Here is an 18415-nt window from a genome sequence, read left to right as displayed (position 1 = left end):
CTGTGAGAACGCACAGGACAAGCCCTGATCAATGAGTTATTCACTCATAAATAAATGAACCTAAAATAATGAACTTGATATAAATCGATTTGTGCTTTTCAAGCGCTCACTCAATATTTTGGCTAACGTGAAGTGAAACAGGGCTGCCAATTTGGGTTCTTTTTGATTCATTTCTCTGAATTGCTCTTTAGATAAAGTATAAAGGAGTGCCGGCTCAATGCATTTGACAGTCGCTGAACGATTTTCTTGTAGATAAACACCCATTTCACCAATCATATTTCCGCTATAAAACTTTCCAAGACGCACAGTTTGCAGCTTGGTTTCCAATAAAATTTCGACTGCACCGGAGATAATAAAATCTATACCGGTTGTTTGCTCTCCTTGCCGATAAATAATCTCTCCAGGACAATAATGGCGCGCTGTGAGATAGGGAATCAAGGCATTAGCCAAAGATTCAGAAAATAAATTTCTCAACTGCACATGAACAGATTCTGTTTGCGGCAGGGAAGGAGCATGATTTAATAGCTTTTTTTCACTCCATTCGATGGCGTAGTCCAGTTTGGCATAATGAATAAAATCCTGCGCCATCTCTGCCTGCCGGTATGCCTGAGTGAAAGAAGCAAGCATTTTTTCCGCAAGGTTACACAAGATTACCTGGACTTTCGTTTTTTTAACTTGTTGGTTTAATCTGACAAATGCATGAATTGCGGAATAATCTATCCCCTTCACCAATGAAAAATCAAACAAAATAAAAGCTTCTTCTGCAAAATCCACTGTTTTTATGTAAGAAAGCGCTTTAGCCGTCAACTCTGCTGTATTTCCAAAAAAAAGGTAGCCTTGCAATTTGATTAACACGAGCTGATGACGCTTTTTTTCCAGAAATCGGGCATGGATCGGGTGATACTTAACTGTACTGCGTACTTGTTCTCCTTGCAGCTCGGAATGGATAACGCTAATTCGGCTGTATTGATAACCAAAAATCAATACCGAAAGTAAAATGCCGAAGATAACCGCCCAATAAAAGCTTAGCAAAAGCATGCTTAAGAAAATAATCATGACGATTAGATATTCCAATAAGGGCAGTTTTTTTCTGGATTGTATTAAATAACTGGCCAACCAATTGATGCTGATAAAAAACAATAAAATGGCAAATACACTTTTAGGAACCAGGAGAATAATATAACTCCCATAAAAAATGCCTAGCAGGGCTACAACTAACAGAGTGATGATAGAAACAAGATGGCGGCCCCCAAAGGTATGATTCAGCGCCGTTAAACCAACGGAATGATACCCGGCTGGCGCTGCCAATAAACCAAACAATAGATTGGCAAGTCCATAAGATCTCATCTCAAGGCGCATATCAAGAGTGGTGCTCAGCTCAGTTTCGAGTGCATTAAGATGAACAAAAACGCCAAGAAAATTAACCAATACGATGGCGACTACATCATATAGGTGTTGCAGCACAAATGGCCAATCTATGTAGGATTTTGCAAAAAATGGATGATAAAAAACATTCAATCCCGAGAAATGCTCGAGATTGAACATGAGATTGGCATGCCTTGCCTTATCAATAGGCAGATCCAAAACGAACAATAGGCAATAAAAAATAAAAATCGCAAGTAAAATCATGGCTGGAAAAAGCCATTTTTTATCTGGGAATTTCCGAGCCAACAAAACCATGAGCAAGGTATAAGCAAAAGCAGGTAACCAGAGCGCGAGTTCTTTTGGGGTAAAAAGGCTGCCAAGATTACCCCCTTCAGTAATATTAACGCCGGTCAAGATATTGATTGTACCCAGGAGAATTAATCCGCCTAATCCAGCAAGATAGCCGACAACCACAGGGTAGGGAATAAATTGGAGAAATTTGTAAAGCCGATATCGGCCGGCCATATATAGAATGCATCCAATCATGAACGTGCACAACATCATCAGCGCTAACGTCGTGTGAATCGAAATTAATGATTGCGACGCCTCTTGAGCCAGAGAAACGGTTAGTGCGGCTATCATCACAAAATAGGCTTCCTGAACATTACCAATAATGTAGGGAGAGCCTGCCAGCAGCAATCGCAGACCAGTCAAAAAAATTGTCACCAGCAAGGATAAGCATAATGCCGCCGGCAAATAAACCAGCAAAGTTCCATGAAAAACAAGACTGGCCAATGCCGTCGTATCCAGGATAATCAGCAATCCCAACAAAATTCCGGAAGAAATATTGACGATCATGAATGAGAGTTTTTTTTCCTGAAGCGCTCTTTCATCTGGCATAACTTTGGAAAGCCCTGCTCTGTCAAATTGTATAACATTGCCGATATGCGATTTTACCCTGAATAAGCCTATGGATCAGTGGACAATTGACCGGTTAATCCTCCGGGACAAAAGACAACATCAAAGTCCATCTTCACAAGCTTTCTTTGAGCTGCATCCGAGGTATAACACCTAAATGACGAGGAATGATCATCATAAGGATACACATAGGCAGTCGGGCACCCTTCCTTTATCCATAAAATAGAATAAAAAGGTGTAGGCAATAATGGGCTTGAGCTCCCGATCCAATCAGGATTGATATGATCTGCATTTTTATCCTGCGCGGTCAAATAGGGGTCTTTATTCCAGTTTTTTGCGCCGCAGCATAAATTTCCAGAGGTACTGGGATAGCAGGATCCTAGTTTATTAGGGTTAGGTCCTGGCGGCGTATTGCAACTGTATATATCATAGTAAGTCGTTGGTGTTGGGTATTGTTGCACTGCCCTGCCCGGGTTATTGTATACTGTAGCACATTTGAACACAGACTTTGGATTATCGGAATTTGGCAATAATGCATCATAGGTTGTTGGACCGCATGACTGGTTGATAGTCCAGTAGCCTATCAATTTGCCGCAACTCATCGTAACATTGTTTTCAGGATTGTTATCAATATAGGCAAGCCCGCACACTTCCCCCCCATTGCAGGGAGCCGCACAATTATAATTAGGCGCATTATATTCAACAAAGTTAAATAGTCTTGGATTCATTTTGTTATTCGTTGGGACAGTAAAATTCCAGCTGCAATTTCCAAGCGTCTCACTACCTGCTTGCGGCGGCTGGATTGGCGCGCCTGCCCCGGCGCAGTAAAACGGCGTAGCAGCAAATGCGGGAGCTGAGTTTTTTGGCCCTAATCCTTTCATTTCCACTGGTATACTTATGCCATTAATAACGGATATATCATAAGTTCCCTGATAGCCTGCGCCTACAACCGTGTTAAAGAAAACTTCCTCTATCCTGGTGTATGGAGAATGTCCATCTCCATTGCATTTTCCATTATTGCCGGAATTACAATCCGCGGTTTTGCAAACTAAAGGCGTCGTCGTTCCGCCTGTGCAACCAGTTCTTGGAAACATATCGCCGAAAAATTTTCCAGGGAATGTGATTGATTTGACTACAGGTACTGAACCCGGAACCTGCCTTGCGAGACGATACGTATCAGGGCTTGGATTTTTTGTGGGATCCTGTACATCAGGATCGCCTGGATTATTCTGCACGCCATACCATACAGGAAACGGACACTGATTAATAAAGTTGATTGTATGGTTATAGCCTGGAGCCAGGATTTTTGTGCTCGTTACAGCCGATATTTTTTCGCCTGTGCCCGTTACGGTAGCCAATGTTATAGACATCGCGCCGGTTTTCTGCGGTATGACTGAAGCAAATACATAGCATTCAGAAAGGCCTGCAATTGTTGAACCACAAGTACTTAACGCCTTGGAGCGTGTAATTACCGGGTCTCCGCCTGAAGATTGAATGCTTATATTGCCAAGACCAACTGCGCCGGGACATTCATTTTCAATAACGTATTTCACAATATTATCAGAATAGGTATGTGTTGTTTCGGGTAAAGGCAACAAAACATTCGCATGAACTGTACAACCGCCCTGTTTTTTGACTATTGCGGAAGCATGAGGGGCAGAAGATACGGCGGCAGGACCTGTGCAACGCATATGGCCAGTAATTTTCAAAATACCCGATGCATTGGCAGTAGCGGTGCCATCCAGATGACAGGAATCGCCTGGATCTAATGTTGCCCCGCATGGCGGGATGCCTTGGGCTGTATTCAGCACTGCCGGTACACCCGTGCTGGTAAAATTAGATATTGTACAACCTGTTAATTGCGCATGACCCTTGTTGGTAAAAACCGCGGTGTAATCAACCTGTTCCCCTGAATAAAATGATGGGGGCAAGCCCACAATAGTTCCGCTTAAAACAGTAGTAGATGGTTCGGCAATCCCAATTGCTGTTATGGCAGGTAAGGAAACGCGGTTATTATGGTATCCATAAATTAAATTAAAGCTCGAATTGCCTGCGGCTGCCGGTTTAAAACCAACAATAACCTGGCAGCTTCCGCCTGAAGCTACCGAACGATTATGGCAATCATCATGAATGCTAAAGGCCCCGCCTCTGAATTGATATTCGGTTATCAGTGTCGCTGCAAACGGTAAATGGTTCGTTAAGGTATATTGTATGGAAGATTGGTGACCAACCTGGGTATCTGGAAACCCGGCAGCAGGCAGCAATTCAAAGGATATAGGATCAGTTGCGGCCGAGGCCTTTGCCATCATTAAAAAGGTCAATCCAATCAAGGAAAAATTAAGTTTCATTTACAGTCCTTTTGTATTTGCATCGCAGTTATTATGAAAAAACTGTTACCCCAAGAGCGGTTGGTTTGCATCAAGGTAACAAGATGCTCCCAGAGTGATGAGATTTGCCTTATACCGACCTAAATCAAGATACTCTCCCGACCATGTGGAAATACCTCTCCCTGATTGTACACGGCCAAGATTTTGATAGTTATAACCTAAAAAAATTGAAAGATTTGACCCAAGTTCATAATCAACCCCCATGCCCAGCATATAAGCAAAATTGGGTTTTGTTTTGTCGCCAAAATAAGGGCTTAAGCGGGGAGTAATGCCCGGTAACGCCGACTCCTGAAAATGGCGGCTGTGATTTATCGATGCTCCAAGTCCAATATCGACATAAGGCAAAAAACGGCCAAAACGGTATATATCCACTTTGGAAAACAACATCAAAGCATCCGAATTGATATCCCAGGAATAATGGTAATTGGTAAATTGGGGAAGACTGTATTGAACGATCAATCCGCTATAACTTCTGGAAAAAAGGTGTTGATAACGCAACCCCAGGGAATAGGCGGGTATCCAATCGTTTTGCCTCTGCCATTGCAAACCTCCCAGTATGCCCAAAGCCGCTTGTTTTTGACTTTTTACGGTGTATTGATCCTGGTTATAAGGCGCAGGATATGGGGCGCCATTATCTATGGTCATATCATTTGAAAATTCAGGCCAGGCCATGCTGATATCCGCCGCAAGAAACAAGCGTGAATTATGTACCGGTTTATTATTTCCAGGCTCCATGGCAAATGCCGTTGGGAAGGTCGAAAGAAACACAGGAAGCAGAATAAACAGGCTACGCAAACGGCACATGATGATCCCTCATGAAGGTAAAATGATGATACTGCGGATCTCTTATCAAGGCGGCTTATTTGCAACACGTACTTAAAGGCTCAATAAAACTCATATTTAGTGTACATGTGAATAAAGACTTTCTTCCTTGCCTTACTGATAATATAGGAGTCGGCACTTATCCGAATAAGTAATGTATAACTTAATTTATGATTAAAATAAATAGGCTAAGATTGAATGGCCGCGATTTAATCAAACCTCTTTTCCAGCAGTCATTGCAATTACGGCTTGATAAAACTCAATGCTGATTCAATTTCCTGCACCTGTTCTTCACGCCGTGTTCTTGCAAAAAAACAGGAATCATTAAACGTAAACGGTTTATTATTCCTGATAGAGTGTACAGCATTGCTTCCGGACTTTATCGTAAGGGCAACGAGGCCAATGCCGCTCAAGGCAGCCAGGATATCATCAACAATTGGCTTCCACGCTTTTTTGTAAGTATCCATTGATTTATCTTTGCTATGCAGCAAATCAATAAACTCAAGCTTAAATCGATTGATTTCTCCTGATTGAGGATCGGTTTCTGCTGCATTTTGAACAAATATATCTACTTTTTCTTTGAGCTTATATGCAAGTTTTTTAGCGGTTTTGCCTTTATCCTCATCCTCTTTTGCCAACCTCTCGCCATATTTTCTCATGAGATCAATTTTTTGATCTAAATTATCAATACGGGGATTGTTCTCAAGAAAAGGAGCTTTGTGCAGCTTTTTTTGATGGGTAATTTGTTCTTGCTTGCTATGATTTTCAGCTGAAGAATCCACTTTATCGGATTTAGGGTTTTTATATTCTTGAATTATTCGAGATCGTTTTTTTTCGGTAAATCTTTGAACAGTCATGGGTAACTCCATTGAGTATCTGTCAAAAATTATACAATTTTGAGCTTAATAAAATATTAACAGGGCAAAATAAATTTTTTCCCGGAGCATTCGGCATTATCGGGCAGCTGGCCATATATCCTAAGGGTTAATCCTTACAAAAATCGGGAAATTCCGGCCACGCCAAAAGAGCCTCTTTTAATACCAATGCGTGATTATGTCGCTTATCTTTAGCCGCAAAGAGCAAAGTCACAGGGTTTTGTTTTGCTTTCTCCAACAGCTTTTGGACCAGCTCTTCTTTCTCATGCAATTCCTCTGCGTACTTTCGCCTGAATTCTTCCCATTTTTCAGGATCATGATCAAACCATTTCCGCAAGGCAGCGCTGGGTGCAATCTCTTGAAGCCATTCATCATAGGGCAGCTCTTCCTTTTTGATGCCCCTTGGCCATAATTTATCCACCAGAATCCATATGCCTTCTTTTTCTTCCGGCAGCTCATAAACCCTGCAAATTGAAATGTCCTTTAACTTCATTGCGCTATCCCTCAAAAAAATGTTTATATCTCAAAGCCGCACAAGGATAATAATCCACCTGAATGAATGAGCAGTTTGTTGCCCTGAAGATGCTCCCTGATTATTTTATGCCTTGATTCATAAAATAATTTTGCAGAATATACGGGGTCAAGCAATATTCCTTCTTCTTTGGCGACCCTTTTTATCTCATTTTTAATCTGCCGGTTTACCGCACCGAATGCCTTAGCGGTCTCGGGATAAAAACAATGAACGGTCTTCGGTTTTATTTTTATCCATTTTAAGAGCTTTTCATCAAATAACACTTCATCATCAGCAAGCAATAATACATGAATAAAGGCAGGATGTTTTTTCTCAAGCAAGGATTTAATCAGCGCTATGGCTGAGAACCCGGTACCTGCTTCGATAAAAATATGGTGAAAACAAAGGCCTGATTCCTTTTCATTACGAATGATATCATCGCCCAGAGTCATAGCGCCTGGCATAGCTTCAGCAACACTTGCCCCTTCCTTCAAAATAAAATAATTTTCTTTTAAATTCAGGGCATATTCCGACACTATGGTTTCAACCGCAGCCCAGTTTTTTCTTTCGATCCATACGATGTTTTCGTCTTCTATAAACAAACGGCTGAATTTGTAATTGCCTTGATACATCTCTTTCCAGGGTTTGATAAGAAACGCCGTGATTTTCATTCCATTTTCGCGGGCCAATTGCACTGCGGCCAATAAATTATTGGATTGTGATCCTGCGATAACCAGCAAATGTTTTACCCGCCTTTGGATCAAAAAAGGCATAAGAGACGCATATTTCCTCAATTTTGTACCGCTGATGCCGCATGAGAGTTCATCATCACGTTTAACATAACAGTTTGGAGGAAAACCATTGAGCGCATGAACACGGGTATTTAAATTCCAAGCAAATTGATTCATCTATATTCTTTGTATTGCAGTACCGCATTACGACAGTTTAACCCAATCACCACTGCTCATAGCAACACGATTCGTAACCAAACAAATTGCGCCTAGGTTTTATTTTCTAATCTATAGTAATTATATATGAAACATGGAAGATCACTATGAGTGAAAAAGATACACCAACCCCATCCAGGAATTGAATGAAGCAGGATTACAACTTGTTCCGGGAGGCGTGACTGCACTTCATGTTCGGAATCCCGCTAACCTTGAGCATAATTTTGGTAGGTGCTATCTTACAAAAATTAATTTTTACAGTTCAAGATACAGAGCCCCTCTTTTGCATTGCTTAACTCATTGTTAATAAGGAAATTTTATGGCCATTAAAAATATTATTTTTGATTTGGGCGGCGTCATTCTTAATATTGATTATAAGAAAACTATCGTTCAATTGAATCAATTAAGCAACGGTCGAGTTGATAAGATATATTCTCAAGAAAAGCAAAGCGAAATTTTGGATTTATATGAAACAGGAAAAATCACTTCATCTCAATTTAGAGAAATAATAAGGTCTGATTTGGATTTGGAACTTAACGATGAGATGTTTGATGCCATTTGGAATGCCATGCTGCTTGATTTACCCCATGAGCGCTTAAGCCTGATAAAAGATTTGAGGCAATCCTACAAAACTTTTTTATTCAGCAATACCAATGAAATTCACTTGCAAGAAGTATTTAGAATAAGCGAACGAGATTGCAATATTAGAAATTTTAGTGATTATTTTGATGCTGAGTATTATTCACATATTTTCGGCATGAGAAAACCGCATAAAGAATCCTTTCTAAAATTGCTCAAAGAAAATAATATAAAGGCGCATGAAACGCTTTTTATTGATGATACATTACAACACGTATTAGGCGCTAAAGAAGCGGGCATTCATGCCATTCACTTAACCCAAAACATGAGCATTTTGAATACTATGGATTTTATTCAGGAGATAAATGCCCAGCAAAATCAAGATGAACTTCCAACCAATTCATTAACATTTGTGTAAGCGGCTGTTCAGGACACCCTGGTTCACGCGACCAGGGTACAAACCAATTGCCTCACTGCCTCAATCCCGCCTAAATCTTGTATTTTTTATAGAGTATTTTTTTGTGCATCATATTGGCTAATTTTTTTGATTTTTATGATTAAATTTTATCTAACTTCAGCCTTCCAGTCTTGCAAATTTAGCCAGCAGGAGATTAAAAACGCTGAAATGCCAAGGATTCCTGTAACAGCGGTTACCAGCAATGGGTTCCAGTTCATTCCGGTTAAGTGATCGACATAATACTTGATGTAGGAGCAAGATATCTCTTCAGTGCCGAGTTTTCGTTTTACCTCCCAGTGCCACTCAGTACAGAGGCAGTATCCAAAGCCAAAAAATATTCCAAGGCATTCCTTGATACCCCGCCCATAACCATTTTTTCAAAAAAATAAAATATAAATATTTGCATTTAATTTGCTGTTTGGATTAATCTGAAAGAGACTCACAAGGAAAAGGAGCTCATCATGCCTAAATATAATCAAATAGAGAACCCAAAAAAGGAAAAAAATAAAACAAAAAATTCTCATTCAAATCAAAGCTCACCACTTTTTTTTAATCAAAAGCAAGAAGCTCACTTATCAGAAAAACCGCCAAAAAAACAAAAAACGCAGCAACAACCCCTTCAGGAAATCAAATTGGAGAGTACCACTGACATTTTATTGGCCGGTATTTTAGGGGAATTAAAAGCTCGAAATGAGATTGAAGTGATGAAATTAAAGATTCAGCAAGAACTGGAACAAATGGAGTTGCAGGCTGCTGAACAAAGCAAAAAAGAAGACGAAGAACGGTTCGAAGAAATCCGGAGCATGATGTATATTTAGGTGTTTATCTGAATTCGTTTATCGCGCTTTTATCCAACCAATTAGCAGCTGCCTGTTAATTGGTTTTTTTATCCGTTAAAACTCATCATTCTTTCCACAGCTCGAGCCGCTGCATCACTAAATGGCAAAAAGACAAGATCCGCTCCTTTTTTCTGCAATGGCACAACTTGACTGGCATATTGAGCAGAGACGGCGATTTTCCCTTTATAGTGATGCGTTATAAGCCCGTCGATGAGTAAAATCCGCGGATCTTCATGAGTCAAACCCGTTGGCTGTTGCGGTATCGCGCAAACCACCCATTGAACATTTTGCAACGGGAGGGCAGCAAAAAATTCAATATCGGTAGCATCCCCGTATAAAGCATATTTACCGTTCTTCCGCCATTCGCTCACCACCTCGGGATTAAAATCCACTGCCAGGACTTTAAAGTCATTTTGGATTAAGCGTTCCGCAATTGCCTGGCCATATCGGCCCAAGCCAAATATAATAATATCAAATGTATTTTGTATTATTTTTTTCTCCGCGCCTTCTTCTTCGCGATAGGGGAATCGCCGTTCAAACGGGCTCAAAAAAGGCTCCAGCCATCGATATAATGTATGCGAATACGTGATCATATACACCGAAACCGCAATAGTTATTAAACCCACAAGAGTCACCAACCCAAGCGAATCAAGGTTCGCATGGCCAAGCTTCACGCCCATAGCCATAAAGATTAAGGAAAATTCGCTGATCTGGGCGACAGTAAGCCCCGCAAGGAATCCCGTCCGCTTGCGATAACCTATATAGCCTGTAATGATTAACACAATTAAGGGGTTACCTATCAAAACAAATAGTGAAAAAACAATCCCAGGCCAAACCTGGTTCTCAAGCTGGTTTAAATCAAGTTGTGCGCCCAATGAAATGAAAAAAAACAGCAGCAAAAAATCCCGCACGGACGAAAGTCGGGCAGCAATGGCATCTCTAAAAGGCGTTGAAGCCAGAGATATGCCGGCAAGCAAACCCCCGAGTTCCTTACTGAATCCCAAATAATCACCCAAACTGGCTAACAGGGTCGCCCAGCCAATTGCAAAAATGATCAATAGTTCATGAGAATGGGCAATACTGTTGACCAAAGGCGTGGCCAAATATCTAATGAATAACCAAAGAAAAACCAATACAGCCAAAGCATACAGCATCATCAAAGCCAGGTTGATGTATAACCCCAAATGCTCGGTATTCTCAATCCCTAACCCGAAACCTGAAAGGACAATCATCGCCAATACAACAAGAATGTCCTGCACTATCAAAAAACCGATGGCAATCCTACCGTGTAAAGAATCGACCTCACGTTTATCAGACAACAATTTGACAATGATGATCGTGCTGGAAAAAGTGAGGGCAACGCCCACATAAAGCGCATTGATCAAATCCATGCCCAATGCAATGGCAATGAATGAGCCAATAATGGCGGTAAACACAACCTGGCCAATGCCGGTTGCCAATGAAACAAGCCCTAATGTTCTGATTAATTGAATATCAAGTTTCAGGCCAACCAGGAAAAGCAACACCGCGATACCAAGTTCTGCAAGCAACTCTATGTGGGCATAGGATTGAACAATGGCGAGGAAATCAGGCCCTGCAAGAATTCCTGCCAGGATAAAGCTGACAATCATCGGCTGGCGTAGCAGCAGACTGAAAAAACCAATTACAGTCGTTATCAGCAAAAGCGCCGACAGCTCGTAAAATGGTGTTGCAGCCAGCACAGTCAGGTTCATGGAGTGTTCTTGTTAAATGAAAGTATCATATTTATGCATGCACCGGCAGAATCCGCATCAATAGGATACGCCTAATAAGGGGCAACTGGCGATATAAAGCCCTGGGGTTTTAAGGCAAGCAAGGAGCAATCAAGTTCCTGTAAAATATTTTCTGCAGTATTACCAATAATAAATCCCTTGATTCCAGTGCGCGCCACCGTTCCCATCACCAAAAGATCGATTTTATTTTCATCAATAAAATCAGGGATTTGCTTTTCCGGCTTACCCTTTAAAAGATGAATTTGATGCTTTTCCCCACTGACATTAACTTCCTTCATCAGCGCCTTTAATTGACTCATGGTACGTTCCTTTTCTTCATGAATCATTTTCTTAAGTTCATGTTCAGGGACTTTCACCCAAATATTGTCACGAAGATAATCTTCGAAGGGAAAGTGCCAGCAGGATATAATATCGAGATTGCCTGAGAAATGCTTAGCCAGTGAATGAGATATTTCTAAAAGATTGAGTGAGAGATTCTTTCCTTCAGATTCTTCATCATTAGGGTCGACAGCAACGGCTACGCGCGCATTTGCTTGGCCATGCTTAAAGGGCTTGCTCAAAAATAGTGCACATGGGCATTTTCGCAGCAATTCCATATCCAAAGCTTTAAATCCTTTTAAGCCGGTCGAATGTTCGGCATCTTTGATCAACAAATCATGCGAGTTTTGCAATACATGGCGGATGATATGAATAGCCGGGGCGCGCACGCATTCCAAATCAATTTTTACCGGTATTTTCTCCTGGCTGATTGTTAGGGCTTCACGAGCTGAACAAATGGCTTTATCCATTTGGGCAATAAGCGAGTCTTCATAAGTTTTTTGATATTCCTGCAAATAATCTGGAAAAGGAGGGCATGCGATGAATACACTCAGTTTTGCATGATTATCACTCGCAAGTTTTAAAGCCCGTTTAACAGCTTCATCTTCCTCGCCGATTCCATTGCTGACATATAAGATGTTACGAAATCCTTTCATCGTTAATCCCTTAAGTACTGTTTTATCCATTTTGATTCTTAACCTCGATTGTAGCTTGGAAAAGGTTAATTGTCATATCGCGCATGTTTTGCCCTGTCTTTTCAATTCGGCTTGCCTCATTACTTTCAAAAGCGCTGGGCGGGAAGAAATGATACGAAAAATGAAGCCTTCTTGCTAAAATGTTGCGCGGAAATTGGGTTATCTATTAAAGACTTGTTAAAACATGGGATTGCTATCAATGAGTCATCAAAAAAATAAGATGGTTTTTCTAATTGCTCCTCCCCGTTCATTATCGACCGCCTTTTTACGAATGATCGACGCCCGCGGGGATTTTAAAATATTTAATGAGCCGGCTACTGTTCTTTATAACACAATCCATTTTCCAGATTCCAAGGATTACTATCAATCAAAAAAATGGAGCGCTTATCATGATATTACAGAAAAATTATACAGTTCATTACTGCTTGGAAATGTTTTCATTAAGGAAATGAGTTTTGCCTTTGAAGCATTCATCAACAATGAAACCCCGCTCTTAGAGGATAAACAGATTTATTTTATTTTTTTATTACGTAACCCCCATCATTGCATACTGTCCTATTACAAAAAAATTCCCCCCGAGCACCTGGATTTTATGATGCCCCATTTGGCAAGGCTAACGGGTTACCGCGCCTTATATAACAGCTTTAAATTGATACAAACCCATGCTTATAACAAGCCCTATGTGATTCATGCGGAAAAACTCATTCAAGATACTGCCCCTGCTGTCGGCAACTTATGCGCGTATCTTGATATCCCTTTTTATGAAAACAGCCTGCACTGGGAGTGTTTGGGAGAAGATTTTACAGGTGAAATATGGCATGAAACGAAAAAGAAAAACGCCATTTACCATTGGCATCATGAAGCCCTTCTCAGCCGCGGCTTTCACGCTTCTGCAGGATACGCAATGGATAGTCACGGACAACCTGCCTTTTCTGAAATCAGCAATGCCGCTCACAAAAAAATATGCCTTAAAGTATATGAGGACTATCAAGCATATTATGAGTTAATAGCAAATTCCCAGGGGTTGGGAGATTTCATTCGGAGAAGAACACAGTAGAATCTTGAGCTTTGTTGAGTTACGCTATGTTTTTTAGACCAGTCAAACAACAAGCAGGCCCATGGAAACACCGATTATTTATCATAACCCAAGATGCTCTAAATCAAGACAGGCGCTGGACATTCTAAGACAACATGGAATAGAGCCTGTTATTGTCGAATATCTTAAATCTCCCCCTGATATTGAGACTTTGAAGACTCTAAGCGAGCATTTTTTGCTACAAGAGTTTGTTCGGGTCAATGAGCCCGAGTTTAAAGAGCTTGGGTTATCGCTTGATGATAAGGATCGTATTTTAAAAGAAATATCAAAAGAGCCCAAGTTATTGCAACGGCCTATCGTGGCCTATAAAGGGAAAGCAATCATTGGCCGCCCTCCCGAGAAAGTGATGGAACTATTTGATAAAGAATAGATTCAAATTATTTTTAAAGATTCTTATTGACCATCTGATAAGAAAAAATGTTAAAGTATAGGTTTTAAATCTCTGAAGAATATATGGCTTCTTATAAAAGGATTTTTGGAGCAGTAGCTTTGTTTGTAAACTGCTCATATGCGCTTGCATATGAAGACTGGATGACGGCAAGCAATTATACTAAAGTCATTTCAGTCAGCGGAGGAGTTGCTTTTACCAGCGCCGGTAAAACTCAAAATCTCTACCTGGTAAAAACTGAGAACACGCCTGAACAAAGGCAGATTTCAGTTCGAAATACCTATCAAGCTGATGAGAAAAACAGTACCTTGGGAACAGGAGAAGTCTTTTTAGCATTGCAGTGGCCATTTAACGAATATCTTCTAACCCAGCTTGGCATAGCCTTCGGCGGGGCAGGTGAAGTGGATTTACAGGGCAAGATTGCATCTAACGGCGTTCCAACCGGTTCACGTTATGAATACAAAGTCAGCCACGGCATGGTCGGAGCCAGAGGAAAATTGATTACTGCCGCGACTTATGCTTATGTCCAGCCGTATATCACAGGATTAATTGGGGCAGGTTTTAATCATGTACATGGGTATCATACCATACCCCAGGTTGATACTGAGCTGGCTCCCCTATGGTTCGAAGACAACACCAACTCTTTTGTCTTTACTTATGCCCTGGGGGCTGGGGCACAAAAAATGATCAACCCCAACTGGAACGTTGGATTGGGCTATGAATTTACCGCCTGGGGCAAAAGCGATCTCGGGGATGCTGCGTCTTCCATGTGGACGGGAAGCGGCCCGCGGCTGTCGAATATATACACCCATAGCATACTGCTTGCTATCACTTATCTTTGTTAAACTTTTACATATTATGTTGATATAATGCCTCTGTTCAATGTCTGAATGCTCTGACGCCAGTCATAACCATACTGATTTGCGCATCATTGCATGCTTCAATCACCGCCCTATCCATGCGCGAGCCCCCAGGCTGAATAATGGTTTTGATCGGCGTCTTCGCTATCAACCTAATGCTGTCCGCAAAGGGGAAAAAACCATCCGATGCAAGTACGGCATTTTGCAAATCAAGTGTTCCGGCGCGATAAAGCGCCTGCGTGACGGCATCCACTCGATTGGCTTGTCCCACACCCATTGCCTTTGTGACTCCATTTTTTGCAATGACAATGGCATTGGATTTCATATGACGAACTACCTTAAACGCAAACTGCAGATCGGCATATAACTGTTCGTCTGGTTGCTTCAAAGTTGGAATGGCCATTTCATGAAGTACCAGCTCTTTTTTATCTGTCGTTTGCAATAAAAATCCATTTAATGCCGTACGCAATTCAAACGTTGGCTGGTCTTTTATGAACCTCACGACGCGGCATTTTGGTTTTTGACTGAGGATTGCAAAAGCCTCCCTGGTATAGTCGGGCGCTGCAACCATCTCAATAAAATAGGGTTTTAAAAATACGGCAGTTTCTTCATCAAGTGTCCGGTTCAACGCCACAATTCCACCAAATGCACTTTTCTCATCCGCGTGAAATGCACCGGCAACCGCCTCCATACTGGAAATGCCGAGCGCCACACCACAGGGATTTGCATGCTTGATAACGGCTGCAGCAGTCTCATCAAATTCTGAAATCAAGCGTATACCCGCATCCAAATCTAATAAATTATTGTATGTGAGCGGCCTGCCCTGCAATAAAGTGAAATTTGGCGCTTCTCCTGCAAGATTATAAAAATCGGCCTGCTGATGAGGATTTTCCCCATAAGATAACGGAACTGTTTTTTGCAGCGGTAAGGGGCGCATTTCTTCCTGGCTGCACCAGGCTTTAATTTCTGCATCATAGCGCGAGCTTTTATCAAATGCAGAGGCAGCCATTTTTTGGCGAAATAAAAGCCTGGTCTCTCCTTTCTGTTCCTGCAATTCATCAATCAACTTGACATAATCATTTCTATCACTAATTGCTGTGCAGTAAGCATGATTTTTTGCTGCAGCTCTTATTAATGCCACACCGCCAATATCAATATGCTCAATATCTTGATTGGATGAAAATGGATACAGGTCAACAATTACAAAATCAATCGGATATACATTCCACTGTCTTAGCTCGTTCATATGCTTGGGATTATTCCTGTCCGCCAGGATCCCGCCAAAAATACCTGGATGCAAGGTTTTCACTCGCCCCTCCAACATTGGCGGCATCTGAATATAGTCCTCTGTCGACAATATTGAAAAACCATGTGCAGCCAAGAAATCTGCCGTGCCTTTTGAGCCAAGCAATTTTATGCCATATTGAACCAATGCATTTGCCACTTCTATCAAACCATGTTTGTTGCCCACTGAAATGAACGCTGCTCTCATGGTTTCTTTCTCCTTAAAAGACTGGATAAAACTTCTCTAAATGCGATTTCTTTAGCCGCCAGAAGCACCAGCAAGTGGTATAACAAATCCGCTGCTTCGCTGATGGTTTCCTCTCGATTGCCAGCAACAGCGGCAAGAGCTACCTCCACTCCTTCTTCTCCTACCTTTTGAGCAATCCGTTGCAGTCCTTCAGCGAACAACTGTGCGGTATAACTGCGCCTTTCAGAGGCGCGGCATCTTGAGACAATGACTTCTTCCAATTTCTCCAAAACAGGCACAAAAGAGCCGTCTCTTCCGAAACAACTTGGCTGCTTTAGATGACAGCAATGTCCCTCTATTTTGGCAAGAATTAACAAGGCATCATGATCACAGTCAGACAGGATATCGACGACCTTGAGCACGTGACCGGATGTTTCTCCTTTCATCCATAAGCGTTGCCTTGTCCGGCTATAAAAAGTGACGCGGCCCGTTTCGCAGGTGCGCGCCAGCGCCTCACGATTCATATATCCCATCATCAAGACCTGGCGTGTATAATGATCCTGGATGACAGCAGGGAGCAAGCTGCCTGCTTTTTCCCAATCAATGATTGGAGGATTAAATTCACTCATGGCCTCACCTCAAGTTGATTCACAGCCAAAAATTGCTTCAATTGCTTAATTAAAATATCCCTATCATGAAACACACTGGCCGCCAAAGCGCCGTCAACGTGTGCCTTGCGAAACACTTGCAGGAAGTCTTCCATGCTTCCTGCTCCTCCTGAAGCAATTAAAGGAAGATTAGTCAGTTTTCTTATTTGCTGTAACTGTTCGATATCATATCCCTTCCGAACTCCGTCTTGATTCATGCAGTTCAATACAATTTCTCCTGCCCCCAAATCATCTGCTTCCAATACCCACTCAGCCGTTTTACGTCCGGTACTCTGGGTTTTATCAGGCGAACCGGTATAACGATATACTTCGTATATGCCTGATTGTTCAAAGCTATCAATCCCCACCACTATCGATTGACGCCCAAATTCTTCTGCAAGCTCCCTTATCAATTCCGGCCTTTCCAAGGCAGGGGAATTTATGGAAATTTTATCAGCACCCGCTTTAAACACGGCTCTTGCGTCATCAACCGTTTTAATTCCGCCTGCCACACAAAAGGGGATGTCTAAAAGCCGCGACACGCGCGTCACCCAGTTTCTATCCAGATTTCTTCCATCACAGCTTGCTGTGATATCGTAAAAAACCAGCTCATCAGCGCCATTGTCGCGATAAAAAACCACGTAATCCTCAATTGCCCCCATATCCCGATGGTTTCGAAATTGGACTCCCTTGACAACCCGCCCTCCCTTCACATCCAGGCAGGGAATAATTCTTAGGCTTGGCATGAGATGGCCTCCTTTAACGTGATCTTTTTTTCATACAATGCACGCCCAATAATGGCGCCAGAGACCCCCGTCCTTTTGAGGCAATGAATATCTTCGAGGCTGCGAATGCCGCCCGATGCTTGTATCTGTAACGAGGGAAACTGTTTTATTAAATCCTGATACAGCTCAATATTTGGCCCAGATAACGTCCCATCCTTTGAAACATCGGTACACAATACATGTTGCAAACCTTGGGTTAAATAAAATTCCATCAGCTCATGCAAGACATAGTGACTTATTTTTTGCCAAGCCTGCATTACCACCCTCGGCTTATTGGCTTCATCAAACGCCACATCAAACGCCAAAACCAAACGTTCGCCTCCGAACCGACTCAACCAGCCTGCAACGCATTTGGGCGCCTCAATCGCTAAACTGCCAATGACCACTCGAGATGCACCTTGCTTAAAATAAGTCTCTATTTGCGAAGCTGTTCTGATACCGCCTCCTACCTGAACCTTTAGTGGCACAGAGCAAATCAGTTTCTTAAGAAGAAGCGCCTGATTCTCCCCGATTGTTTTTGCCCCATCCAAATCAACGACATGCAACCAGGTTGCCCCTTCTTTTGCAAAGGCCTTTGCTCTTTCTACAGGCGGTTTTTCATAAACCGTTTCCCGACTGTAATCCCCCTGATATAAACGCACGCATTTCCCTTTTCGACAATCAATTGCTGGATAGATAATCAT

At 41.9% G+C, this 18415-nt stretch carries 18 protein-coding genes; 5 read left to right on the top strand and 13 right to left on the bottom strand.

Translation table 11 applies throughout. From position 1 onward, the window contains the following. Positions 1-60: 60 nt before the first annotated feature. The 6 genes from Llon_RS02360 to Llon_RS02335 all read right to left on the bottom strand — a co-directional run bounded on the left by Llon_RS02360 (position 61) and on the right by Llon_RS02335 (position 7786). Entirely contained in the window at positions 61-2265 is a 2205-nt protein-coding gene (locus Llon_RS02360; protein WP_058528475.1) for a SulP family inorganic anion transporter, read from the bottom strand. A gap of 68 nt (positions 2266-2333) precedes the next feature. Next, positions 2334-4631 (bottom strand): thaumatin family protein, encoded by a 2298-nt coding sequence (locus Llon_RS02355; protein WP_058528474.1) that lies wholly within the window; start codon positions 4629-4631, stop codon positions 2334-2336. A 45-nt stretch (positions 4632-4676) separates the two neighbouring features. Then, positions 4677-5474, bottom strand: a complete 798-nt coding sequence (locus Llon_RS02350) for an outer membrane protein (RefSeq protein WP_058528473.1) — start codon at positions 5472-5474, stop codon at positions 4677-4679. Between the two features lie 260 nt (positions 5475-5734). Further along, entirely contained in the window at positions 5735-6349 is a 615-nt protein-coding gene (locus Llon_RS02345; RefSeq protein ID WP_058528472.1) for a hypothetical protein, read from the bottom strand. A gap of 127 nt (positions 6350-6476) precedes the next feature. Next, the gene (locus Llon_RS02340) at positions 6477-6860 is read right to left on the bottom strand and encodes a DUF488 domain-containing protein (RefSeq protein WP_058528471.1); all 384 of its coding nucleotides are present in this window, start codon (positions 6858-6860) and stop codon (positions 6477-6479) included. Between the two features lie 23 nt (positions 6861-6883). Further along, complete coding sequence (locus Llon_RS02335) at positions 6884-7786, bottom strand: hypothetical protein (protein ID WP_058528470.1); 903 nt, start codon at positions 7784-7786, stop codon at positions 6884-6886. 358 nt (positions 7787-8144) lie between these two features. On the opposite strand from Llon_RS02335, the gene Llon_RS02330 reads away from it, so the two are divergent. Continuing rightward, on the top strand, positions 8145-8822 hold the full coding sequence (locus Llon_RS02330; RefSeq protein ID WP_058528469.1) for an HAD family hydrolase: 678 nt from the start codon (positions 8145-8147) through the stop codon (positions 8820-8822). Between the two features lie 146 nt (positions 8823-8968). On the opposite strand, the gene Llon_RS11885 is transcribed toward Llon_RS02330, so the two are convergent. Then, complete coding sequence (locus Llon_RS11885; protein WP_420324206.1) at positions 8969-9199, bottom strand: DUF2784 family protein; 231 nt, start codon at positions 9197-9199, stop codon at positions 8969-8971. A 123-nt stretch (positions 9200-9322) separates the two neighbouring features. On the opposite strand from Llon_RS11885, the gene Llon_RS02325 reads away from it, so the two are divergent. After that, positions 9323-9679 carry a hypothetical protein gene (locus Llon_RS02325; RefSeq protein ID WP_058528468.1) on the top strand — a complete coding sequence of 119 codons (357 nt, stop codon included), beginning with the start codon at positions 9323-9325 and terminating at the stop codon, positions 9677-9679. A gap of 68 nt (positions 9680-9747) precedes the next feature. On the opposite strand, the gene Llon_RS02320 is transcribed toward Llon_RS02325, so the two are convergent. Both Llon_RS02320 and Llon_RS02315 read right to left on the bottom strand, forming a co-directional pair. After that, on the bottom strand, positions 9748-11433 hold the full coding sequence (locus tag Llon_RS02320) for a cation:proton antiporter (protein WP_058528467.1): 1686 nt from the start codon (positions 11431-11433) through the stop codon (positions 9748-9750). Between the two features lie 71 nt (positions 11434-11504). Continuing rightward, a complete protein-coding gene (locus tag Llon_RS02315) occupies positions 11505-12446 on the bottom strand; it encodes a universal stress protein (protein ID WP_058528466.1) in 942 nt (313 codons plus the stop codon). A 238-nt stretch (positions 12447-12684) separates the two neighbouring features. Here Llon_RS02315 and Llon_RS02305 point away from each other — a divergent pair, with 238 nt between their 5' ends. The 3 genes from Llon_RS02305 to Llon_RS02295 all read left to right on the top strand — a co-directional run bounded on the left by Llon_RS02305 (position 12685) and on the right by Llon_RS02295 (position 14814). Beyond that, positions 12685-13542 (top strand): sulfotransferase family protein, encoded by an 858-nt coding sequence (locus Llon_RS02305; protein WP_115336822.1) that lies wholly within the window; start codon positions 12685-12687, stop codon positions 13540-13542. A 61-nt stretch (positions 13543-13603) separates the two neighbouring features. Next, entirely contained in the window at positions 13604-13951 is a 348-nt protein-coding gene (arsC, locus tag Llon_RS02300) for an arsenate reductase (glutaredoxin) (protein ID WP_058528463.1), read from the top strand. An 83-nt stretch (positions 13952-14034) separates the two neighbouring features. Beyond that, entirely contained in the window at positions 14035-14814 is a 780-nt protein-coding gene (locus tag Llon_RS02295; RefSeq protein WP_058528462.1) for an outer membrane protein, read from the top strand. A gap of 34 nt (positions 14815-14848) precedes the next feature. Here Llon_RS02295 and purH read toward each other — a convergent pair whose 3' ends face one another. From purH to hisA, 4 genes are read right to left on the bottom strand one after another with little or no spacing between them, the layout of a single operon-like run. Beyond that, positions 14849-16321, bottom strand: coding sequence for a bifunctional phosphoribosylaminoimidazolecarboxamide formyltransferase/IMP cyclohydrolase (purH, locus tag Llon_RS02290; RefSeq protein WP_058528461.1), 1473 nt, complete (start codon positions 16319-16321; stop codon positions 14849-14851). Beyond that, positions 16318-16929, bottom strand: a complete 612-nt coding sequence (gene hisIE, locus Llon_RS02285) for a bifunctional phosphoribosyl-AMP cyclohydrolase/phosphoribosyl-ATP diphosphatase HisIE (RefSeq protein WP_058528460.1) — start codon at positions 16927-16929, stop codon at positions 16318-16320. Before hisIE ends, purH begins: the two co-directional genes overlap by 4 nt. Further along, positions 16926-17693: an imidazole glycerol phosphate synthase subunit HisF gene (gene hisF / locus Llon_RS02280; RefSeq protein ID WP_058528459.1), complete on the bottom strand. Its 768-nt coding sequence runs from the start codon at positions 17691-17693 to the stop codon at positions 16926-16928. Before hisF ends, hisIE begins: the two co-directional genes overlap by 4 nt. Next, complete coding sequence (hisA, locus tag Llon_RS02275) at positions 17681-18415, bottom strand: 1-(5-phosphoribosyl)-5-[(5-phosphoribosylamino)methylideneamino]imidazole-4-carboxamide isomerase (protein ID WP_058528458.1); 735 nt, start codon at positions 18413-18415, stop codon at positions 17681-17683. Before hisA ends, hisF begins: the two co-directional genes overlap by 13 nt.

The sequence above is a fragment of the Legionella londiniensis genome (genome assembly GCF_001467825.1).
Taxonomy (GTDB): domain Bacteria; phylum Pseudomonadota; class Gammaproteobacteria; order Legionellales; family Legionellaceae; genus Legionella_A; species Legionella_A londiniensis.
This window is presented reverse-complemented; position numbering and strand designations above follow the sequence as displayed.